Origin of the sequence: Pseudomonas paeninsulae (assembly GCF_035621475.1) — a bacterium.
Taxonomy (GTDB): domain Bacteria; phylum Pseudomonadota; class Gammaproteobacteria; order Pseudomonadales; family Pseudomonadaceae; genus Aquipseudomonas; species Aquipseudomonas paeninsulae.
Map to the genome: position 1 here is coordinate 4828811 of NZ_CP141799.1, position 19978 is coordinate 4848788.

Annotated in this window: 15 protein-coding genes and 1 pseudogene; 9 read left to right on the plus strand and 7 right to left on the minus strand. The window is 64.7% G+C overall.

Annotated elements, in window-relative coordinates:
* Positions 1 to 209: 209 nt before the first annotated feature.
* From VCJ09_RS22250 to VCJ09_RS22260, 3 genes are all read right to left on the minus strand, one after another.
* Positions 210 to 2240, minus strand: a complete 2031-nt coding sequence (locus tag VCJ09_RS22250; protein WP_324732191.1) for a methyl-accepting chemotaxis protein — start codon at positions 2238 to 2240, stop codon at positions 210 to 212.
* A gap of 191 nt (positions 2241 to 2431) precedes the next feature.
* A complete protein-coding gene (rloA2, locus tag VCJ09_RS22255) occupies positions 2432 to 2932 on the minus strand; it encodes a retropepsin-like aspartic peptidase RloA2 (protein WP_324732192.1) in 501 nt (166 codons plus the stop codon).
* Positions 2933 to 3020: 88 nt separating this feature from the next.
* Positions 3021 to 4241, minus strand: coding sequence for an HD-GYP domain-containing protein (locus VCJ09_RS22260; protein WP_324732193.1), 1221 nt, complete (start codon positions 4239 to 4241; stop codon positions 3021 to 3023).
* Between the two features lie 526 nt (positions 4242 to 4767).
* Between VCJ09_RS22260 and dbpA the strand changes: the two genes are divergently transcribed.
* From dbpA to VCJ09_RS22275, 3 genes are all read left to right on the plus strand, one after another.
* Entirely contained in the window at positions 4768 to 6147 is a 1380-nt protein-coding gene (gene dbpA, locus VCJ09_RS22265) for an ATP-dependent RNA helicase DbpA (RefSeq protein ID WP_324732194.1), read from the plus strand.
* A 413-nt stretch (positions 6148 to 6560) separates the two neighbouring features.
* Positions 6561 to 8003 carry a TldD/PmbA family protein gene (locus tag VCJ09_RS22270; RefSeq protein ID WP_324732195.1) on the plus strand — a complete coding sequence of 481 codons (1443 nt, stop codon included), beginning with the start codon at positions 6561 to 6563 and terminating at the stop codon, positions 8001 to 8003.
* The gene (locus tag VCJ09_RS22275; RefSeq protein ID WP_324732196.1) at positions 8003 to 9328 is read left to right on the plus strand and encodes a TldD/PmbA family protein; all 1326 of its coding nucleotides are present in this window, start codon (positions 8003 to 8005) and stop codon (positions 9326 to 9328) included. Before VCJ09_RS22270 ends, VCJ09_RS22275 begins: the two co-directional genes overlap by 1 nt.
* 87 nt (positions 9329 to 9415) lie before the next feature.
* On the opposite strand, the gene VCJ09_RS22280 is transcribed toward VCJ09_RS22275, so the two are convergent.
* Together VCJ09_RS22280 and VCJ09_RS22285 are read right to left on the minus strand one after the other, a co-directional pair.
* Positions 9416 to 10147, minus strand: a complete 732-nt coding sequence (locus VCJ09_RS22280; RefSeq protein ID WP_324732197.1) for a substrate-binding periplasmic protein — start codon at positions 10145 to 10147, stop codon at positions 9416 to 9418.
* Positions 10148 to 10440: 293 nt separating this feature from the next.
* Entirely contained in the window at positions 10441 to 12102 is a 1662-nt protein-coding gene (locus tag VCJ09_RS22285; protein ID WP_324732199.1) for a putative bifunctional diguanylate cyclase/phosphodiesterase, read from the minus strand.
* A 172-nt stretch (positions 12103 to 12274) separates the two neighbouring features.
* On the opposite strand from VCJ09_RS22285, the pseudogene VCJ09_RS22290 reads away from it, so the two are divergent.
* Positions 12275 to 12421 (plus strand): annotated as a pseudogene (locus VCJ09_RS22290) (UvrD-helicase domain-containing protein); the annotation flags it as partial.
* A 91-nt stretch (positions 12422 to 12512) separates the two neighbouring features.
* On the opposite strand, the gene VCJ09_RS22295 reads toward VCJ09_RS22290, so the two are convergent.
* Both VCJ09_RS22295 and VCJ09_RS22300 read right to left on the minus strand, forming a co-directional pair.
* The gene (locus VCJ09_RS22295) at positions 12513 to 13907 is read right to left on the minus strand and encodes an IS4 family transposase (protein ID WP_324731574.1); all 1395 of its coding nucleotides are present in this window, start codon (positions 13905 to 13907) and stop codon (positions 12513 to 12515) included.
* 298 nt (positions 13908 to 14205) lie between these two features.
* Positions 14206 to 14997, minus strand: coding sequence for an SDR family oxidoreductase (locus VCJ09_RS22300; protein WP_324732201.1), 792 nt, complete (start codon positions 14995 to 14997; stop codon positions 14206 to 14208).
* Between the two features lie 113 nt (positions 14998 to 15110).
* Here VCJ09_RS22300 and VCJ09_RS22305 point away from each other — a divergent pair, with 113 nt between their 5' ends.
* The 5 genes from VCJ09_RS22305 to VCJ09_RS22325 all read left to right on the plus strand — a co-directional run bounded on the left by VCJ09_RS22305 (position 15111) and on the right by VCJ09_RS22325 (position 19713).
* Positions 15111 to 16496, plus strand: coding sequence for a flavin monoamine oxidase family protein (locus VCJ09_RS22305; RefSeq protein WP_324732202.1), 1386 nt, complete (start codon positions 15111 to 15113; stop codon positions 16494 to 16496).
* Between the two features lie 308 nt (positions 16497 to 16804).
* Positions 16805 to 17170, plus strand: coding sequence for a DUF167 domain-containing protein (locus VCJ09_RS22310; protein ID WP_324732204.1), 366 nt, complete (start codon positions 16805 to 16807; stop codon positions 17168 to 17170).
* Positions 17171 to 17340: 170 nt separating this feature from the next.
* Positions 17341 to 18300, plus strand: a complete 960-nt coding sequence (locus VCJ09_RS22315) for an ABC transporter substrate-binding protein (protein WP_324734715.1) — start codon at positions 17341 to 17343, stop codon at positions 18298 to 18300.
* Complete coding sequence (locus tag VCJ09_RS22320) at positions 18297 to 19058, plus strand: ABC transporter permease (protein WP_324732205.1); 762 nt, start codon at positions 18297 to 18299, stop codon at positions 19056 to 19058. The genes VCJ09_RS22315 and VCJ09_RS22320 overlap by 4 nt, the downstream gene beginning before the upstream one ends.
* The gene (locus VCJ09_RS22325) at positions 19051 to 19713 is read left to right on the plus strand and encodes an ATP-binding cassette domain-containing protein (protein ID WP_324732206.1); all 663 of its coding nucleotides are present in this window, start codon (positions 19051 to 19053) and stop codon (positions 19711 to 19713) included. Before VCJ09_RS22320 ends, VCJ09_RS22325 begins: the two co-directional genes overlap by 8 nt.
* Positions 19714 to 19978: the final 265 nt, after the last annotated feature.

Below are 19978 nucleotides of genomic sequence, written 5' to 3' on the forward strand. Positions count from 1 at the left end.
GGGCGTCCTGCACACGGGCGGTCACGGCCGGCAGCCTGCGACAGGGCGGGCGCAGCGTCAAGGTGCGGCGCAGTCGCGCGCAACCGTGGGAGGGGCCGGGCGGCGCTCCGCTTTAGCCGCGATCGGCGCAAGCCGACAAAGCCAACCCCGCCATCAGGTCCCGCTCGCGGCTGAAGCCCCTCCCACAGCAAAGCCTTCGCAGCGACGCGTCAATCCAACTGGAAGCGCCCCGTGTTCTGCGCCAGCACCTGGCTGCCGCGACGCAGCTGCTCGGCCGCTTCGCTCACCGCCTGCGCGCCGTCGAGCATGGCGCTGGCGCCTTGATCGACCTGCTGGATATTGCCGCTGACCTCGTCCGCGGTGGCCGCCTGTTGTTCGGCGGCGGTGGCGATCTGCGCCAGGCGGTCGCTGACCCGCTGCACCGACTCGACGATCCCGGCCAGATCCTCGCCCATGGCCAGCACGCTGCCGACATCGCCCTCGGCCTGCTGCACGGCCTCCTCCATCTGGCTGACCGACTGGCCAACTACCCGGTGCAGATCGGCAACGGTCTGGGCGATCTCCGCAGTGGAGTTCTGCGTACGTTGCGACAGCGAGCGCACCTCGTCGGCGACCACGGCGAAGCCGCGGCCCTGCTCGCCGGCACGTGCCGCCTCGATGGCCGCGTTGAGCGCCAGCAGATTGGTCTGCTCGGCGATGCCCTTGATCACATCGACCACCCGGGTGATCTGCTCGGTCTGCACGCGCAGCTGCTGCAGGCTCGCGGCACTGTCGCCCAGGCGGCTGCTGAGTTGACGCATGCTGGCGCTGGTACGCACGCTGCGCTGGTTGCTCTGGTTGGCGATTTCACGGGTCTGCCCGGCTTCCACCGCGGCCTCCTCACAGCTCTGCGCAACGCTTTGCGCGGTGGCCGCCATCTGCGTGGCGGCGGTGGCGATCTGGCTCATCTGCCCCTGCTGCTGTTCCACTGCCGCCAGCGCGCTCTGCGCCTGACTGCTGAGCAACTGCACGGTGCCGCCGAGGCTCTGGCTTTCCTGATCGACGCCCTGCAGCGAACCACGCAACTGGGCGACCGCGGCATTCAGCGCGGTGGCGATGCTCGCCAGATCATCCTCGCCATGCACCTGCATGTGCACGCGCAAGTCGCCGTCACGCAGGCCCTGCGCGGCAGCGATGATGCCGGCGGTACTGCGCCGAATCGAGGCATTCAGGCAGAACAGCACATAGAGCGCCAACAGGGTTAGCACGCCGAATACGGCGATCACCTGCCACATGTCGCGCTGCGCCTGTTGCCGGTAATCGCCCAGGCTCTGGGCGAACTGCTGGTACAACGCCTGCTGCAGGCCGGTCAGCTGAGCCTGCAAAGTATCGACGCGTTCGATGAACTGCTGCGGACTCAAGGTCATCGGGCTGGCCTCGAACATATCGCGGTCGATCTCGAGGAGAAACGTGTCGAAACCTTGCTCGGCCGCGACGAATGACGCCTGCAAATCACCCATCGACTGCGACGCCTCCTGACCGAGAGTCGCACGCGCCTTGATCAACTGGCCGCGCGACTCGTCCAGAGTGCGGCGCAAATCGCGGATCTTGACCCGGCTTTGCAGGGTGAAATGCTCCGAGAACACCGCCCCATAACCCTGGCTGGCGAAGCTGCCGAGGCTTTCCTGCAAGCGCGGCAGAGTGAAGGTCAGCTGCTCCATCATCAGGTAGGTGTCGAGGTGCGGATCGAGAATCAAACCGCTGTCGGTGGCCACCTGCTCGCGCAGCGCCATCAGTTGCAACAGGGTCTTTTGGTAACGCTCCAGGGCATCCGGTAGCGCCATCGCGCCCAACACCGCCACACTCAGCTCGGCGCGCAGCGCTTGCAGCGCAGCCAATTGCTCACGCGCCTGGGCGCTCGACGGAACACTCGCCAGCTGCGTAGCGGCCTGCTCCAGCGCTTGGTCGAGGCCGCCCGCGCGTTGTTGCAGCAGCGCCTTGGCCGGCTGGTCGGTGCCCTTCCAGCGCGCCAACAAGGTGCGCTGGGCGATAATCTCACGCTGCACTGCGCCCAGGGCCTGTACCCCGTGCACGCCCTCCAGCTCATGGTCGATCAGCGTCAGGCGGGCCAGATGATCGCTAGAGATCACCCACAACGCATAACCCAGCGGCAGGGCGAACAATACAAACAGCAGCTGAAATTTACGCGCGAAGCTGAAACGCTCCAATACGCGTATACCCGGCTTGAGTACTCCAGTCATAACGACACCTCAACGAGTCCACCCACACCTGGCGAAAGGTGCGGCAAAGAACATCATCAAGCAAGAATTACGCCGGGCGACTCGAGTCAGCGCTTGTGAAAATTTCGAGCGCCGTAGCGAGCGTCTTTTCACAAGCCCTCAGGTCAGGCAAGCAGCGCGGACGGCTGCGTGCCGCCTAGGTCAATAACCTTTCAGCACTGCGGCTGATTGGCGGTATAGCGCTGCGCCGGATTGATCGCCACGCCGAAATCACGCAAGGCGCTGGTGCCGATCAGCAACGGATAATCGAAGTGGCTGCGGTCGGTGAGGTTGACCTCAACGGTGCGCAATTGGTTACCCAGGCAGAGCTGCATATCGACCACCGGACGCTTGGCCACCGCAGGGGTGCTGGCGGCACCTTGCTCTTCGGCACGGCTCTTGATTTCGCTGATGCGGGTCAGGGGCTGCTCGAACTGGGTGTCGTCGGCACTCGCAGTGGCCAGGCGAAAACGCACCCACTCCTGGCCACCACGCCGGAACTGCTCGATGTCCTTGGCCGACAGCGAGGCAGTCACCGCGCCGGTGTCCATCTTGGCTTTCAGGGTTTGGCCGACTTGCGGCAACTCAATGTATTCGTAGCGCCCGTAGAGCGCCGGCTGATTGGCCATCGCCGGTAAAGCGACCAAGACCAAGAGTGCAGCAACAATCTTCATAACCTGTCAGTGCTCCGTAAAAACGTCAGGAACTCCGACCGGCTCAGCGGCGGATGGTTCGACCGGATGTCGGTTTGCGGCGCGCCAGTTATCTGGCGGGCATGCCCGTCCACAACTCATCCAGGTGGCGAAAACCCCAATCGGCGGCGGATTCGCGGCTGACGATCTTGTCGCGGCCGACCCAGTCGGCCAGGTCGATTACTTCCTGGGCAATCGGGGCCTTCGAGGTGGCCGAGAAGAACACCTTGACCCTGGGCATCAACAGCGAAGTAGCGTGCTGCTCCAGCACCACCCCGAGACGGCCACTCTGCAGGCGCACCAGCGAACCGGTCGGGTAGATACCGACGGCCCGGACAAACGACTGGAACACCTGCTCATCGAAATGCCCCTTGCTCCACTCCGCCATCTTGTGGATCGACTCAGCCGGCCCCCACCCAGCCTTGTACGGACGGTTTGAGGTGATCGCGTCATAGACATCGCAGACCGCACCCATCCGGGCAAACAGGCTGATCTGCTCACCGACCAGATGATGCGGGTAGCCACTGCCATCGACCTTTTCATGGTGATGCAGGCACACACCCAACACCTGCGCGCTGACCTGCCGGCTGTCGAGCAGAATCCGCGCGCCCTCCGTGGGATGGCTGCGCATCGTGACAAACTCGCTGTCGCTCAATTTGCTCGGCTTATTCAGCAGCGCCGACGGTATGCGCATCTTGCCGATGTCATGCAGCAGTCCGGCCATGCCCGCCTCGCGCACCTGAGCCTCGTCCAGGTCGAGCTGCCGCGCCAGGGCGATCATCAGCGCGCAGACCGCGACCGAGTGCATATAGGTGTATTCATTGGCGTGTTTGAGACGCGCGAGGCTGATCAGGGCACTCGGCTGACGCATTATCGAGGCGGAGATTTCATCGACCAACTCGGTCACATGGCCAACGTCAATCGCCAGGCCCATGCGGGCATCGCCGAACATCTGCACCACCGCAGCCTTGGCACTGTCGCAGAGCTTGGCGGCACGGCCGATTTCCTCATCCAGATCGGTCCGCCTGCGCTCCACCCGCGGCGCGGCGACCTGCAACACCGCCGCAGTTTCCTCCTCCACCTGTTCGAGCGTCTGCCCGCTCGACATATCCAGCCCCTTGCTGGTGTCGATCCACAGCTCGCGGATACCACTGTCGCGGATACGCTGCAGGTCCTTGGGGTTGCTCAGGAGAAATTGGGTCTTCCAGAACGGATGCTCCATCCATGAACCGCACAGCTCATGGATGTACATACCCTCAAGCAACTCGGTGACGGAAATGCGCTTAAGCACGGCGGCGACCCTGGTGACTATGGGAGGACGCCGTAAGCATAAGCCATCCACGACAGTGGCAGAGTGGCATCGCGCAGCTATTTTCCTCCTCCCCCTGCACTCAGCGGCGGTGAAAAAGCCGAGCACCGGCGACCCATGCAAAGCGTGGGGCGATCCGGGCCGCGATCCGCTCGGAGCGAAGCGACAGCCCGCCGAATGTGTGGCGTACCGGTGATCTACGGTGCACTGCCTGCGGCGATTGGCACCCTACAGTTCGCGGCTCTCACCAGCCCCAGCCAGCCAGCGGGCCGGGCCGGTCCGGGCGTAGGGCGGCCTCGGAGCGAAGCGACAGCCCGCCAGTTTTTGCGCCGCGCCGATTATCCACGGTGCACTACCTGCGGCGAGTGGCACCCAACGAATCACGGATTGCTCGAGGCCATTAGTCGGAGCCAAGGGCGTTGCGGCGATGCCCCCCGGTCGCACCAGCAGTAACGCCAGCGCCCGCGCCTGCTACACTGCGCGCCATTTCGATTTGCAGGCCTGAACCGTGACCAACACCGCATTCTCCTCACTGCCGCTGTCCGCCGCCATGCTGGCGAACCTCGAGTCGCTCGGTTACACCGAGATGACGCCGATTCAAGCGCAGAGCCTGCCGGTGATGCTCAAGGGCATGGACTTGATCGCCCAGGCCAAGACCGGCAGCGGCAAGACCGCGGCCTTCGGCGTCGGCCTGCTCAATCCGCTGAATCCGCGTTACTTCGGCTGCCAGGCGCTGGTCATCTGTCCGACCCGCGAACTGGCTGACCAGGTGGCCAAGGAAATCCGCCGCCTGGCCCGTGGCGCCGACAACATCAAGGTCCTGACCCTGTGTGGCGGCGTGCCCTTCGGCCCGCAGATCGGCTCGCTGGAGCATGGCGCGCAGATCATCGTCGGTACCCCCGGACGCATCCAGCAGCACCTGGCCAAGGGCACGTTGAAGCTCGACGGCCTCAACACCCTGGTGCTCGACGAAGCCGACCGCATGCTCGACATGGGTTTCTACGACAGCATCGCCGATATCATCGGCCAGACCCCGAGCAAACGGCAGACCCTGCTGTTCTCCGCCACCTACCCGTCGAGCATCAAGCAGTTGTCCGCCGCCTTCATGCGCAACCCGCAGCAGGTCAAGGCCGAGGCGATGCACGACGACGCGCAGATCGAACAGCGCTTCTACGAGATTTCCCCCGAAGAGCGCATGGACGCGGTGGTCAAGCTGCTCGCCAGCTTCCGGCCCGAGTCCTGTGTGGCCTTCTGCTTCACCAAGCAGCAGTGCCAGGAAGTGGTCGACCACCTGAGCGCCAACGGCATTTCCGCCGCGGCCCTGAATGGCGACCTAGAACAGCGCGACCGCGACCAGGTGCTGGCGATGTTCGCCAACCGCAGCCTGTCGGTACTGGTGGCCACCGATGTGGCCGCACGCGGCCTGGACATCGACGCCCTGGACATGGTGATCAACGTCGAACTGGCGCGTGATTCGGAAATCCACATCCACCGCGTCGGCCGTACCGGCCGCGCGGGCGAGAAAGGCATGGCCATGAGCCTGGTCGCGCCCGCCGAAGGCCATCGCGCCCAGGCCATCGAGACCCTGCAGAAAAGCCCGCTCAACTGGCACCCGCTGAACAGCCTCAAGGCCAAGGCCGGCGAACCCCTGCAACCGCCGATGATCACCCTGTGCATCAGCGGTGGGCGCAAGGACAAGGTCCGCCCCGGCGACATCCTCGGCGCCCTCACTGGCGATGCCGGCATCCCCGGCAGCCAGGTCGGCAAGATCGCCATCTTCGACTTCCAGGCGTATGTCGCGGTCGAGCGCAGCATGGCCCAGCAGGCCTTGAAACGCCTAAGCGAAGGCAAGATCAAAGGCCGCACCCTGCGCGTCCGCTCGCTGTAAGGCCCTCGCCACGGCCCGCCGTGGCGACACCTTTGGCCTTGATGGCAGCCCTGCGGCCTGCATTCGCCGCGGGGCGCGCCTCCTACCAAAGCCTGGCGATACCCGCGCACCTGTAGGAAGCCCGACCCCGGGGCGATGCGTTTGCCCGCTCCCGGACCCAGAGCAGCAGCCCTGCGGCCTGCATTCGCCGCGGGGCGCGCCTCCTACAAGAGCCTGGCGATACCCGCGGACCTGTAGGAGGCCCGACCTCGGGGCGATCCGTTTGTCCTGGCTCCCGGGTCCAGTTATCCAGTACCCCGCCCACGCGCTTGTCGCCACCCCGCCCCTTGGGCAATCATGACCTTTCCCGTCGGCGCTCGCCGGCATCCGCCTGACGCCCCTTGCCGCGGGCGCCCCAGCCCAGGAGCCGCCGCATGTTCGAGGCTTTCGCCACACTCAAGCAGCACTTCGCCGCCCTGCACAGTGACGCCGAATACTGGTCGCTGCGCTATGTCGGCGAAGACCAGCAGCAGCTGGCGATGCGCAAGCAGGTGGCCGAGCCGCCGCGCTTCAGCCGTGATCAAGGTGCGATGCTCAGCGTGCGGGTGGCCGGGGTCGAGGCCTACGCGGCGACCAGCGACCTGTCCCGCCAGGGCCTGCAGGCCGCGCTGGACCGCGCCACTGCACTGGCCCGGCGGATCGCTCCGCAGGCCTTGCTCGACCTGCGCGCACTGGCGCCCTCTAGCGAACGCGGCGAGTACCGCTCGCCCGGGCTGGAGGACGATTTCCCCTCGCTCGCCGCCTGCTACCAACTGCTCGCCGCCGAGTCCGCCGCCGTGCCCAGCGATCCGCGCCTGGTTAACTGGCGGGTCGGCCTCGACCTGACCAGCAGCACCCAGCTCTACCTCAACAACAGCGGCGCCGAGTTGCACCAGACCCAGCGCTTCGTCTACCCGCACCTCAGCGTCACCGCCTACGACGGCCAGGACAGCCAGACCCGCAACCTCGGCGGCGCCCACCTCGGCCAGCAGGGCGGCGCCGAAGTGATCGAGCGCCTGGGCCTGATCGGCGCCGCGCCGCAGGTCGCCGACCAGGCGCTGCAACTGCTGCTCGCGGCCAACGCCCCGAGCGGCCCGCGTGACCTGTTGTTGATGCCGGACCAGATGATCCTGCAGCTGCACGAATCCATCGGCCACCCGCTGGAGCTGGACCGCATCCTCGGCGACGAGCGCAACTTCGCCGGCACCAGCTTCGTCAAGGCCAGCGACTTCGGCAACCTACAATACGGTTCCAGCCTGCTCAACGTGACCTTCGACCCACACATCCCCGAGGAGCTGGCCAGCTACGCCCATGACGACGACGGCAGCCCGGCGCGCCGCGAGCACCTGATCCGCGACGGCCTGCTGCTGCGGCCCCTCGGCGGCGCCCTGTCGCAGTGGCGCAGCGGCCTGCCGGGCGTAGCCAACAGCCGCGCCTGCAACTGGAACCGGCCACCGATCGACCGCATGGCCAACCTCAATATCGAACCAGGCGAACAGAATCTTGAGCAACTGATCGGCGGCATCGAGCACGGCATCCTGATGGCCAGCAACCGTTCCTGGTCGATCGATGACGCACGCAACAAGTTCCAGTTCGGCTGCGAATGGGGCCAGCTGATCGAGCACGGCCAGCTGCGCGGCGTGGTCAAGAACCCCAACTACCGCGGCATCTCCAGCCAGTTCTGGGGCTCGCTCGCGGCCGTCGGCGACGCCAGCACCCGCGAGGTGCTCGGCACCGCACACTGCGGCAAGGGCGAGCCCAACCAGGTGGTCCGCGTCGGCCACGCCACCCCGGCCTGCGTATTCAGCCAGGTCGACGTATTCGGCGGAGCCGCCTGATGAACAACCTGAACCAATTTGCAGCGCTGACCGAATGGCTGCGTGGCGCGCTAAACGCAGACGAAGCATTCAGCCTCAGCTACAGCGCCGAATCCTCCGAATTCATCCGCTTCAACCAGGGCAAGGTACGCCAGGCCGGCCATGTACAGCAGGCCAGCTTGACCCTGCAGCTGATCCGCGACGGCCGCCATGCCGAGCTGCAAGTCACCCTCAGCGGCGCGGCACCGGATGACCGCCAGCGCCTGGCCGACGCCCTGCAGCACCTGCGTCAGACCCTGCCGCTGCTGCCAGCCGACCCTTACCTGCAGCTCAACCTCGAGGCCTGGCACAGCCATGTGCTGCAACTCGAAGCGCTGCCGGACAGCGCCGCCGTGGTCGAGCAGATCGGCCAGGCCGCGCAGGGCCTGGATCTGGTCGGCTTCTACGCCGCCGGCCCGATCAGCCGCGGCTTCGCCAGCTCCAGCGGCGCCTTCGGTTGGCACCAGGCGAGCAGCTTCAACTTCGACTGGAGCCTGTTCCACGCCAACGGCCAGGCGCTCAAGGCGCAGTACGCCGGACAGACCTGGCAGGCCGACGCCTTCGCCCGGCGCATGCAGCAGGCGCGCGAGCAACTGAGCTATCTGGGCCAACCAGTGCGAACCCTGGCGCCCGGCAGTTACCGCGCCTACCTGGCGCCCGCCGCCCTGCAGGAAATTCTCGAACTGATGAGTTGGGGCGGCTTTTCCGCCCAGGCCCTGGCCGACAAGGACAGCCCGCTGCAACGCCTGCATGCCGGCGCCGCCAGCCTCAGCCCGCTGCTAAACCTGCACGAGCAGGTCGCGGGCTCGCTGACCCCGGCGTTTTCCAGCGAAGGCTACCCGCGCCGCGACCTCAGCCTGATCCAGGCCGGCCAGCCCGGCGAGCAACTGGTCAGCTCTCGCAGCGCCGCCGAATACGGCCTGCCGGCCAACGGCGCCAGCCCCTGGGAAAGCCCGCAGGCGCTGGCCATGGCCGCTGGCAGCCTGGAGCAGGACGAGATCCTCGCCCGCCTCGGCACGGGCCTGTACATCGGCAACCTCTGGTACCTCAACTACTCCGACCGCCCGGCCGGGCGCCTGACCGGCATGACCCGCTTCGCCACCTTTTGGGTGGAGGACGGCAAGCTGCAGGCGCCACTCACCAGCATGCGCTTCGACGACAGCCTCTACGACCTGCTCGGCAGCCAGCTCGAAGCGCTGACCCGCGAACGCGAGCTGAGCCTGTCCACCAGCACCTATTACCAGCGCCACAACGGCTCGACCCTGCTGCCCGGCGCCCTGCTCCGGCGCCTGACCCTGACGCTCTAGCTCGCCAAGACCGGTCGCCCGATCAATGCGCAGGCGTAGGGCGGGGGCAACCCGCCACCCTCGGCCTGGAGGGCGGAAGATCCTCGCTCAAAGCCCATGGCGCTGGAGAATCGCCGCATAGCTGCCATCGGCGTGCATGGCGACTATGGCCTGGTTGAACGCCTCGGCGATCGCTTGATGCTGCGGATGGCTGCGGCTGATCAGGATATGCAGGCCGTTCTCGCTCAACGGCCGTTCGAGAAACTCCAGCTCATCACGGATACCGCTCAGCTCGCGGTCGAAGTGATAACGCGCGACGAACTCGTCCTCCAGGGTCAACTCGACCCGCTTGGCCTGCAGCATACGCGCAGCGCTCTCGAAACTGCCGACCCCCACCTTGTGCAGCAGCGGATCGCTGTCGAACGCGCTGGAATAAGCGTAACCACGCACCACCGCGATGCGCTGGGGGTACAGATCGGACAATTGTTCGAACCGAATGGCGCTGCCCTTGCGGCGCAGCAAGCGGATGCGGTTGACCAGGTAAGGCTGGGAAAAATAACCGACGCTGGCACGCTCATCAGTAAACCAGGCATTGATCAGCACATCGTAGTCGCTGCGCTGCAAGCCACGCAGCGCCCGCGCCCAGGGCACCTGCGCATAGGTAGTGGCATAACCGGCACGGCCCAGCGCACTGCTCACCAGATCGGCAGCCACACCGTTATTCAGCAGGGTCTGGTCAGTGAACGGCGGCCAGGGGTCAGCCACCAGCCGCAGGGTCTGCGCCACCACGCCCAGCGGCAACAACAAAAACGACAAACACAACGCACGCAGTCCATTCATGACGGGCTGTCCACAAGGCAAAGATTCCTGACTAGTCAGTCCCCGCACATCCGGCGGGTCTGCAAGCCTTATTGGTTAGCGCCGTACTGAACCACCCTGCAGGTTACGAGGCAACAGCTATCTGGTACGCCAGTACGCCAGTACGCCAGTACGCCAGTACGCCATCAAAGCAGCATAAAACGGGCCAGGATCAATGGGGTCAGTGTGATTGATTTTAGAGGATCAATGTTCAGATCAATGTCTCTGACCACATTGATCTCGAGCGCAGTCGCGGGGAAAACAGGCGCAAATCGCTAATGCAACGCCACCACGCGCGCCGGAGCCTGAGTCCGGCGCTGGGCAAGAAAGTCCTCTAGCTCGCGCAAAGGCAGCGCCTTGCTGATCAGATAGCCCTGCACCTGGTCGCAGCCAAACTGCTGTAACAGGTCGAGGTCTTCTTCGCTCTCCACCCCCTCGGCCACCACTTCCAGGCCCAGATTGCGCGCCAGGTTGATCATCGCGTTGACCAGCCGACACTGCTCGGGGCGCAGGTGCATACCGCTGACGAAACTCTTGTCCAGCTTGAGCAGGGCAATCGGCAGGCTCGCCAGGTGCACGAACGACGAGAAACCGGTACCGAAGTCGTCTAGGGAGAAGCGCACCCCCAGTTCGCCCAGGGTTTGCATGGTATTGAGCACATAGTCGATGCGCTGCATCACCGCGGTTTCCGTGAGTTCAAACTCCAGCCAGCGAGCATCCACCCCGGAGCCGGCAATCAGGCGCTGCACGGTGGGCAGCAACTGGCTGTCCTGAAACTGGCTGAACGACAGGTTGATCGCCATATGCAGGCTCAGGCCGCGCTCGCTCAGCCAGCGGGAATCATGCAGGGCACGGGCGATGACCCAGTAGCCGAGCGGCACGATCAGGCCGCTCTGCTCGGCCAGGGGAATAAAGTCCTGGGGATAGAGCAGCCCGCGCTGGGGATGACGCCAGCGCACCAGCCCCTCGATCCCGATCACCTCGCCGCTGGCCAGGTCCAGACGCGGCTGGTAGAACAGTTCGAGTTCGTCGCGGCGCAGGGCGCGGCGCAACTCGGCCTCGATGTCGGCCAGGCTGCGTATGTCGCTGGACATGCGCTCGTCGTAGAGGTGGTGGGTACAGCCCTGGCGACTCTTGGCCTGCTGCATGGCAATGTGGGCATGCCACAGCAGCGGATCGGCATCCTCGCCGGCGCGGCCATAGGCCAGGCCCAGGCTGCAGCCCAGCGACAGGCTCTCGCCCTGCAGCCAGTAGGGCTCGCCCAGCGACTCCATCAGCGCCTGCACCAGGGCATCGACCCGCGTCGGCGCTTCGCTGATATCCAGCAGCAAGGCGAACTCGTCGCCGCCGATACGGCCCAGCACATCGCGCGGCCCGAGCACCTGTTGCAGGCGCTGGACCACCTGCTGGATCAGCTCGTCGCCGGCCTGATGGCCGAGGCTGTCATTGGCATGGTTGAAATTGTCCAGATCCAGATAACCGAGCAGCAGGCCACGGCCACGGTTGCCCTGCAGGCGTTTGTGCAACAGCGCCTGGAAGCCCTGGCGATTGGGGATACCGGTAAGCGGGTCCTGCTTGGCCAGGCGCTGCAAGGCCAGCAATTGCTGGCTGTAATGCAGGCAGCGGCGCAAGACCTCGCCATTCAGGCTGTCGCGCGCCAACCAGTCGCAGATATCGGCGGGCAGCTGGCCCGGCGCACTGTCGAGCAGCAGGATCGGCGGCAGCGGACATTGGCTGGCGGTGGGCAGGCATTCCGGGGTGGCGAACACCAGATCGGGCATGCGGCCCTGGTAAAGGCTCTGCGCATCGCTCCAACTGCTGGCGGCAAACAGCCAGACAGGTTCGTCCTGTTCGGCTAGCAGCTTGTCCAGCAACGCCACCCAATGGGGTTCGGTTGCCAGAATCAGCAGTCGCGAGAAATCGGTTGGGCAGGACACATAGCCTCCAGCGCTCGCTATTTAATAAACTACTTTAAGTTATAGACGCACTTACCTAATACATTGCAATAATTTTTTTACAGCCGGTTTTATCGAGCACTCGTCGGTGACAGGTCAGCAGCCCCCCGCAACCCTGCTAGAGTCGCCAACCTTTTCTCCAGTTCATTTCGCCATGACCCGACTCAATCCCCGGCAACAAGAAGCCGTGAACTACGTCGGCGGCCCTCTTTTGGTGCTCGCCGACGCAGGCTCCGGCAATACCAGCGTGATCACGCGCAAGATCGCCCATCTGGTGCAAAACTGCGGCATCCAGGCGCGCCAGAATCAATGGGGTCAGAGCTGAATGGCACTGAGTTAAGCGTTGGCTCATCGTAAGATGGTGCAGTTAGAGTGCGTTTGCGCGCCGCGCCTCAGCGCTGTTTTTTCGGATGTCCATTTTTCCTGACATCTTCTTTGGCGATATGCCGCGGCTTGGTGAGCAAGGGGAAGGGCTTCGGTCGTCGTTTCACCGCACGTGGTTCGATTCGACCGGGGCGTAAACCTACCCGTGGTTCTGCAATCAGCACCAGCAAGGCGTTGATGGCGGCCGAGTGGGCCGAGTGGGCCGGGGCGCCGCGTTGCTGCCAAGCCATCCAAATTTGGATCGTATGTTTGAAGCTGAGCTGGCGCGGGATTTGATCGGCCAGCAAGGCAGCCTGGGCCATCAACAGTCGGATCAGGTTGTAGGCGAGCAGGTAGACCCATAGCTCTTTCATGGCCATCTCTGGGCACTTGCAGCGCAGGTGCTCCATGCCGAGTGTCGTCTTGATGTTGCGCAGATCCAGCTCCACGTTCCAGCGGCACCGATACAGCGCTTTGAGCACATGCTTGGGAGTCTCCTTGGGGCACAGGAAGGTCGTGACCATGATCTTTCCACCCGCTTGGAACTCGCGCACCGTCAGCGTCTCGGGTGCCTCCTCGTACTCCGCGGGGCTCATCCAGTGCGGACAGCGCGGCGGCTTGCTCAGTACGATGAGGTGGTCGCGCACCCCCTGTTTCTCGCCCTTGGCGAAGTCGGTGCTGCGCTTGCGTGCCCCATACTGCTCGAACACGCCGTCGACACCTCTGCGGTTCAGTTCCCAGAGCAGAAAGTAGGTCGCGTAGAAGGCATCGCCGAGCAAGATGTCATCGCCGTCGAGCAAGTCGAGCATCTCGCGCAACAGGCTTTGCTCGTCGCTGCCCTTGCCTTTGCAGGGGCCCGTAGCGGCATCGAGCAACGCGCCGCTACCCAGGCACAGCAGCGCCACGATCCGACACTGCGGAAATCCCAATCCCGCCTTTTGACTACCCGGCTGCGGATAGGCGGCCTGATTCTCTTCGGTGTCCGCCAGCGTAACAGTGGCCCCGTCGACCAGGCGCACCCGCCGGCCCCGCCAGTGCCACCAGGAGGCGGCACCTTCGGCGATGATCTCCCCGGTTTGGCGTGCCAGCGACGAGATCATTGACTGCGGCAGACGCGAGCGCGCCTTGCAGTATCCACCGGTATCCGTACTCCCAGGCTTGAGCCCCCCAATCACCCGTTTGACCATGGCGTCGTTGACCACCGCTTGACAGCTGCCGTCCGCCGACAACGCCTGGGAGAGAAACATCGACAAGGTTTCCGTCGGCGGAAACAATCGTTCGCGGTGCTCCGGTAGCAACGCCTCAATACGGTCGAACAACTCTGGGCCGGTCAGTAGATTGAACAGGGAATAGCTGTCCGCGCTGCTTGCATAGTGGCGTACACGCTGTTGTTGCCCCGTCGTTGGGCGATGGCTAGGATGCATGTAGGCTGGCTCCTCGGATGGTTGCTGTGGATTTCGCAACCTCCAGCCTACTATCCGGGGCGGCCAGCCCTCTACTTCCCCTGAAAATCAATGGCTTGGGTTTAACTCAGTGCCATTCGGGTCAGAGCTATTGATTTTAGAGGATCAATGTTTAGATCAATGTTTCCAACCCCATTGACCCCGCCCCCGAAATGGCCTGGTTAAGGCCTGATAACGCGGCCTTTCTGGATGAGGTTCTCTAAGTTTCAGTGAGCTGGATAGGTCCGCCGCCACGACCCAATCTCGGGAAGACGGGCATTCACCAGGGGAGTTCTTCACCGCGATAGTCGAGGAATTTCCCCGAGTCCTCAGGCGTCAAGCCGCGCAGCACGCGGATGATCCCCGCGACGCTTTCGGTCGGGGTCTGCTCCGCTTGCGGGCCGCCCATTTCGGTGCGGACCCAGCCCGGACTGATCACGATGCAGATGAATCCCTGGGGGCGCAGTTCCGCGGCCAGCGTCCGGGTGAACATGTTGAGGCCGGCCTTGCTCTCCCGATAACCGTACGCGCCCCCCCGCGTGTTGCGCTCGAGACTGGCGAGATCGCTGGTGATGTTGACTACGGTCCTGCCGGTGCTGCGGCGAAGCGACGGCAGCAGCGCCTGGGTCACGCGCATCGGCCCCAGGGTATTGACTTGGAAATGGCGGTCGAGCGCGTCGGCATCGACGTCTTCGAGCCGATACAGCCAACTACCAATGCCCGCGTTGTTGATCAGGATGTCCACCGGCATATCGCCGATCCGCTGCCTGAATTGGGCCACCGAGGCGCTGTCGGCTACGTCCAGTTGCTCGATCCGGACCCCCAGCTTGCGCAGCTCTTCGGCGTCGTCGGGTCGCCGCGCGGTGGCGATGACGGTGGCACCGGCCGCTGCGAATTGACGCGAGAATTCCAGGCCGAGCCCACGATTCGCCCCGGTGATGACTACGGTCGGTTGGGAATGTCTGCTATCTGCGACGGATTGGTCTGGGTGCTCCGCGGCAATCGGATTACCGACTGGGAAGAAACAGACAAGCAACACCGCGATAATGGATAGTCGCCGGGCCTGACACATGCACTGTATCCTCTGGGCCGCGAAAGCGGCGCCGCGTTACGGGTTGCCTGGCATTTTGCCGCCGGTGCTTGCACGGTACAACCGGCTACGACGGTCATCCGGGTGATGGTTGAATGAAGTGTTGGTCCTCATCGCGCAGGGATTTTCTCAAGACCATCGCGGGACTCGCGGTATCGGGCACAGCGCTCGCACGAACCCGCCGACCGCTTGAGCGCCCGGTATTGATCGTGGGGGGCGGTCTGGCCGGGCTCGCGGTGCTCGATGCGCTGAAGGCCGCTGGCCGGCAAGCGGTGCTTTTCGAGGCGTCGCCGCGCCTCGGTGGACGCATCCTGACGATACGTGACGGACTGGAACCGGGGCTTCGCGCCGAAGCCGGCGGCGAACAGATCATGCGCATCCACCAACGTGTGCACCGGCTCGCCAGCGACTTGCGAATCCCGCTGATCGACTACCCGTTCCTCGAAGGGGATCTGGTCTTCCGCTACCACGGCCGCATGCTTCGTTTCCGTCTGCCGTCCGACCTCCCCGCCGCTTTGACCGACGGACTGTCACCGTGGGAAAAAACCCGCTGGCCGCACCGCCTGCACCTTGCCTATACCGAGAATGCCGACCCGCTGGCCGACGACGATCCCCGCAGCGCCCTGCAGTGGCTCAGGGACCTCGGACTTTCGCGCCGCGGCGAAGCGTTCGTGCGCGCCTTCGCCGCCATTGACCCGGAGCAAACCAGCGCCGCGTACTTCCAGCGCATCGCGCGCCGCGAGGCCGCCGGTGGTAATTCACAGGTGCTGGCGGGCGGCAGCGATTGCCTGAGCGAGGCATTGGCCGCACGCCATGCGCAATCGATCCGGCGCAACACGCCAATCAAGACCGTGGTGATCGGCGCAAACACCGCGACGCTCCTGGATGCGGCTGGCGTGGCCCACGTCGCCGATCAGGTTGTGCTGGCACTGCCGCTCGGGCCGTTGCTGGAGTTGGACTACCGGCCGGGGCAACCACGCTGGCTGTCGCGCTGGGGTGCAGCGCGGGTCGTCGCGCATGAATTGAAGGTGCATGGGCAAGTGGATGCCCGGGAGTTGGCGGCACTTGGCATCCGCCAGCACATCATGGGCTTCGAATTTCCGAGAATGACCTGGCTCCTTCCGGAGCGTTCCGCGAACGGCAAGGCGGTGCTTAGCGCCACGGCGGTCAACCAGGAAATCCCGCTGCTCCAGGCGGCCCGGTTTCGCGGCGTCCAGGACATGGACCGGCTGCTCAGGCAGCAACTTCCCCTGCTACGCAGCTTGGCGGTGAAGACGCGCGGGGAAGACTGGGAGCACAATCCGCTGATCGGCGGGGCTTACACCTATGCTCCCACCGGGTCGCGGGGCGCGCCCCCGGTGCTGCGTGAAGGCCCGCTGGTTCTCGCGGGATCGGACTACTCCGATTATTCGGGTTGGATGGAGGGCGCCCTGCAATCCGCCGAAGCGGCCGTTAGCGAGATCCTTCGCTATTCCCCCTGAAATCAGTGCTCGTCAGACATAGAATTTTCGCCGAATCGGACCCAGCAAATTCTGCGTGAAGACATCGCGTTGTTCGCGACAGCCAGATCATCACCATCTTCAAGCTCGGCGAGCGTTTACACGTGGCGCGCCAGGTTCGGCGGCATGGATGCTTCATTTACCCAGGCGGTCGTTATTCTTGCTAGCTGGCCGCACGATGAGAGCGGCTCACGGTTCACGCCATTCGCTCCGCTCATTACAGGAGCCTGTCCCCCGCCCCCTCCTTTGCCTGATGGTTAGGCTTTTTACCTGGTTCACTCGAGAGAACAGTGAAAAAACCACCCACTACTGCAGCACTCAAACCCGCTGGCAAGGCACTCAAAATGTCTTCGTTTTGTGCCATGGATGGCGAAACGCTGGTGCTGAATATCCTGGGAACTCCGAGCGCGAAGAAGGATGCGATTGGCAAGGCCAAAGGCGCTCAGCTCAAGGTTAGCGTCACGGCCACCCCGGTCGCGGGCAAAGCCACTGACCATATGGTTAGATTTCTCGCTGAACAGTTTGGCGTATCCGCGACCGACATAACCGTTGTGTTCGGCCGCTACAACATCAATAAGCAGTTACGGATCAGGGCGCCGGGACAGTTGCCTCCGGTAGTGGCCAAAGCCCTTTCAGGCATATTGAAGGGTACGTAACTGGGCCTCCCAGACCACCCCCGACCATCGCAGCAAACAACAAACACCAAAGTACTATTCGTGTCGGGCGCCGGGCTTCGTACCCTGAAGCGATGATGCGTTTATTGCTGTTCCTCGCCCTGCCGGTTCGCCGCGCCCTGCCTGCTGCGCGCGGCGTGACTGCGGCGCTGATGCTGCTGGCGTTTGTCGGCTGTGCGTCTGCGCTGGCCGCAGAATCGCCCGCGGCTGGCAGTGATCCTCTGCCTGTACTGACCCTCAGCGTGCTGCAGTTCGGCACCGCGCACTGGGAGCTGGAGCATCTGCAACGCCGGCAGCTGGACCGGGCGCAGGGTTTCGAGCTCAAGGTCAGGCTGGTGGCCGACTTGCCGGCGTCACGGCTGGCCGTGGCCAGTGGCAGCGTCGATGGTGCCGTGGGCGATCTGCTCTGGGCGCAGTCGCGTTATGCCGCCGGCACGCCGTACCTGTACCTGTACCTGCCGTTTTCGGCGCAGATCGGCGAGATCGTGGTCGCCAGCGACAGCACCATCGAGCAGGTGGCCGATCTGGCGGGCAAGCGCATCGGCGTGGCCGGCGGGCCTGAGAGTCTCGGCTGGCTGTTGCTGCAACAAGTCGCCCGCCAGCAGGGTATCGACCTGGCCCGCGAGGCCGAGGTGCAATTCGCCGCGCCGCCGCTGCTCAGCCAGGCCCTGCGCCGGGGTCAGGTGGATGCGCTGGTGACCTATTGGCACTTTGCCGCGCGACTGCGCGCAGAGGGCGGCAGCCGTACCGCGTTTGCCCTGGCGGACCTGCTGCAGGCGCTGGACCTCAACCCCGATCTGCCGGTGCTCGGCTATGTCTTCCCGCAGACCTGGGCAGCCCAGCACCGGGTGTTGCTCGACCAGTTCGAGCGGGCGCTGCGCCAGGGCAAAACCGAGCTGGCCGACACCCCGGCGTATTGGGACGCCATCAGGCCTTTGATGCGCGCCGAGGACGACGCGGTATTTGCCGCGCTGCGGGCCGGCTTCGTCGAAGGCACCCCCGAACCGCTGAATGCCGAGCGCATCGCCGACCTGCGCCGCCTGCTGACCCTGACCGGGACCAAGCCGGCGCAACTGATGCCTGAGTCCTTGTTCTTTCGAGCCGGCCGATGAAACCGCCACGCTGGACCTACTGGATCATGCTGCCGCTGGCCGTGGCACTGTGGGCCTTGATCGCCGCGCTACTCAAAACACCGCTGCTGCCCACCCCGAGCGCCGTGCTGGCTGCACTGTGGCAATCGCTGCAGAGCGGCGACCTGCAGCAGCACCTGGGCGTGACCCTGCGCCGAGTCCTCATCAGCTTTGTCCTGGCGATGCTGCTCGGCGCGATGCTGGGCGTGTGGATGGGCCGCTCGCCGCTGGCCAATGCGCTGTTCGACCCCTTGCTGGTGCTGTTTCTCAATCTGCCGGCGCTGGTCACCATCATCCTGCTGTATGTCTGGTTCGGCCTGGTCGAGGTGGCGGCCATCCTGGCGGTGGTGATCAACAAGGTGCCGAATGTCGCGGTAACCCTGCGCGAGGGCGCGCGCAGCCTCGACCCGCGGCTGGAGCAGATGGCTCAGGTCTACGCCTTCAGCCGCTGGCAGCGGGTGGCGGATGTATGGCTGCCGCAGCTGTTCCCCTACCTGATGGCCGCGACCCGCGGCGGCCTGGCGTTGATCTGGAAAATCGTGCTGGTGGTCGAGCTGCTCGGTCGCTCCGACGGCATCGGTTTTCAGCTGCACATGGCCTTTCAGGTGTTCGATGTGGCAAGCATCCTGGCCTACAGCCTGGCATTCATCGCGGTGGTGCAGTTGATCGAGCTGGCGCTGCTGCAACCCCTGGAACGCCGGGCCTCGCGCTGGCGTGAAGCGGGAGCGCAGCATGCTTGAGCTGCAGATCGACGGCCAGGCCAGCGGCCATCCGGTCCTGGGCGCTATCACTGCCCGGGTCGCCGAGGGCGATCGCATATGCCTGCTGGGGCCTTCCGGCATCGGCAAGACCACCCTGCTCAATGGCATCGCCGGGCTGGATCGGCGCCTGAGCGAGCGGATGATCCAGCGCAGCAGCAAGCTGCGGGTCGGCTACCTGTTTCAGGAACACCGTCTGCTGCCCTGGCGCAGCGTGCGCCAGAACCTGGCCATGGTCGGTGCGGGCAATACCGAAATCGACCGGCTGCTGGCCCAGGTCGGCCTGGCCGAGGTGGCCGAGGCGCTGCCGGATCAGCTGTCGCTGGGCATGGCCCGGCGTGCCGCGCTGGCCCGCAGCCTGGCGATCAAGCCGGATTTGCTGTTGCTCGATGAGCCCTTCGCCTCGCTGGACCCCGATCGTGCCGCGGAGCTGCGCCGACTGCTCAGCCAGTTGCTGGATGCGCACCCGCGCATGGCGATGATTTGTGTCACCCACGATGCCCGGGACGCCGACGACCTGGCCAACCGGCTCTGGTACCTCGATGGCCCCCCGGCCGAACTGCAATGGGACCAGCCCTTGACCGCGCTCACCAGCGCCAGCCGTATCAGCGAGCAGTTGCGCCACCTGAGTGCCTGAACAACGAGATGCTCGCTTGCCCGCCAGCAGCTGCAATACCCTAGCCCGAATAAGCCTAGTGTCACGACAGGGCCCGAATGTCGCATACGTGTAGGAGCACGCCATGCGTGCGAATCGCCGGCATGGCCGGCTCCTACAAGCCGATGGTTAACGGCGCATGGGACTCCACGACAAATGATCTGTGACGCGACACTCGGCGCAATCCGGGAAATCCCCCCGGATTGCGCTGGCGCTTATTCGGGCTACGTAGCTGACTTTCTCGCGG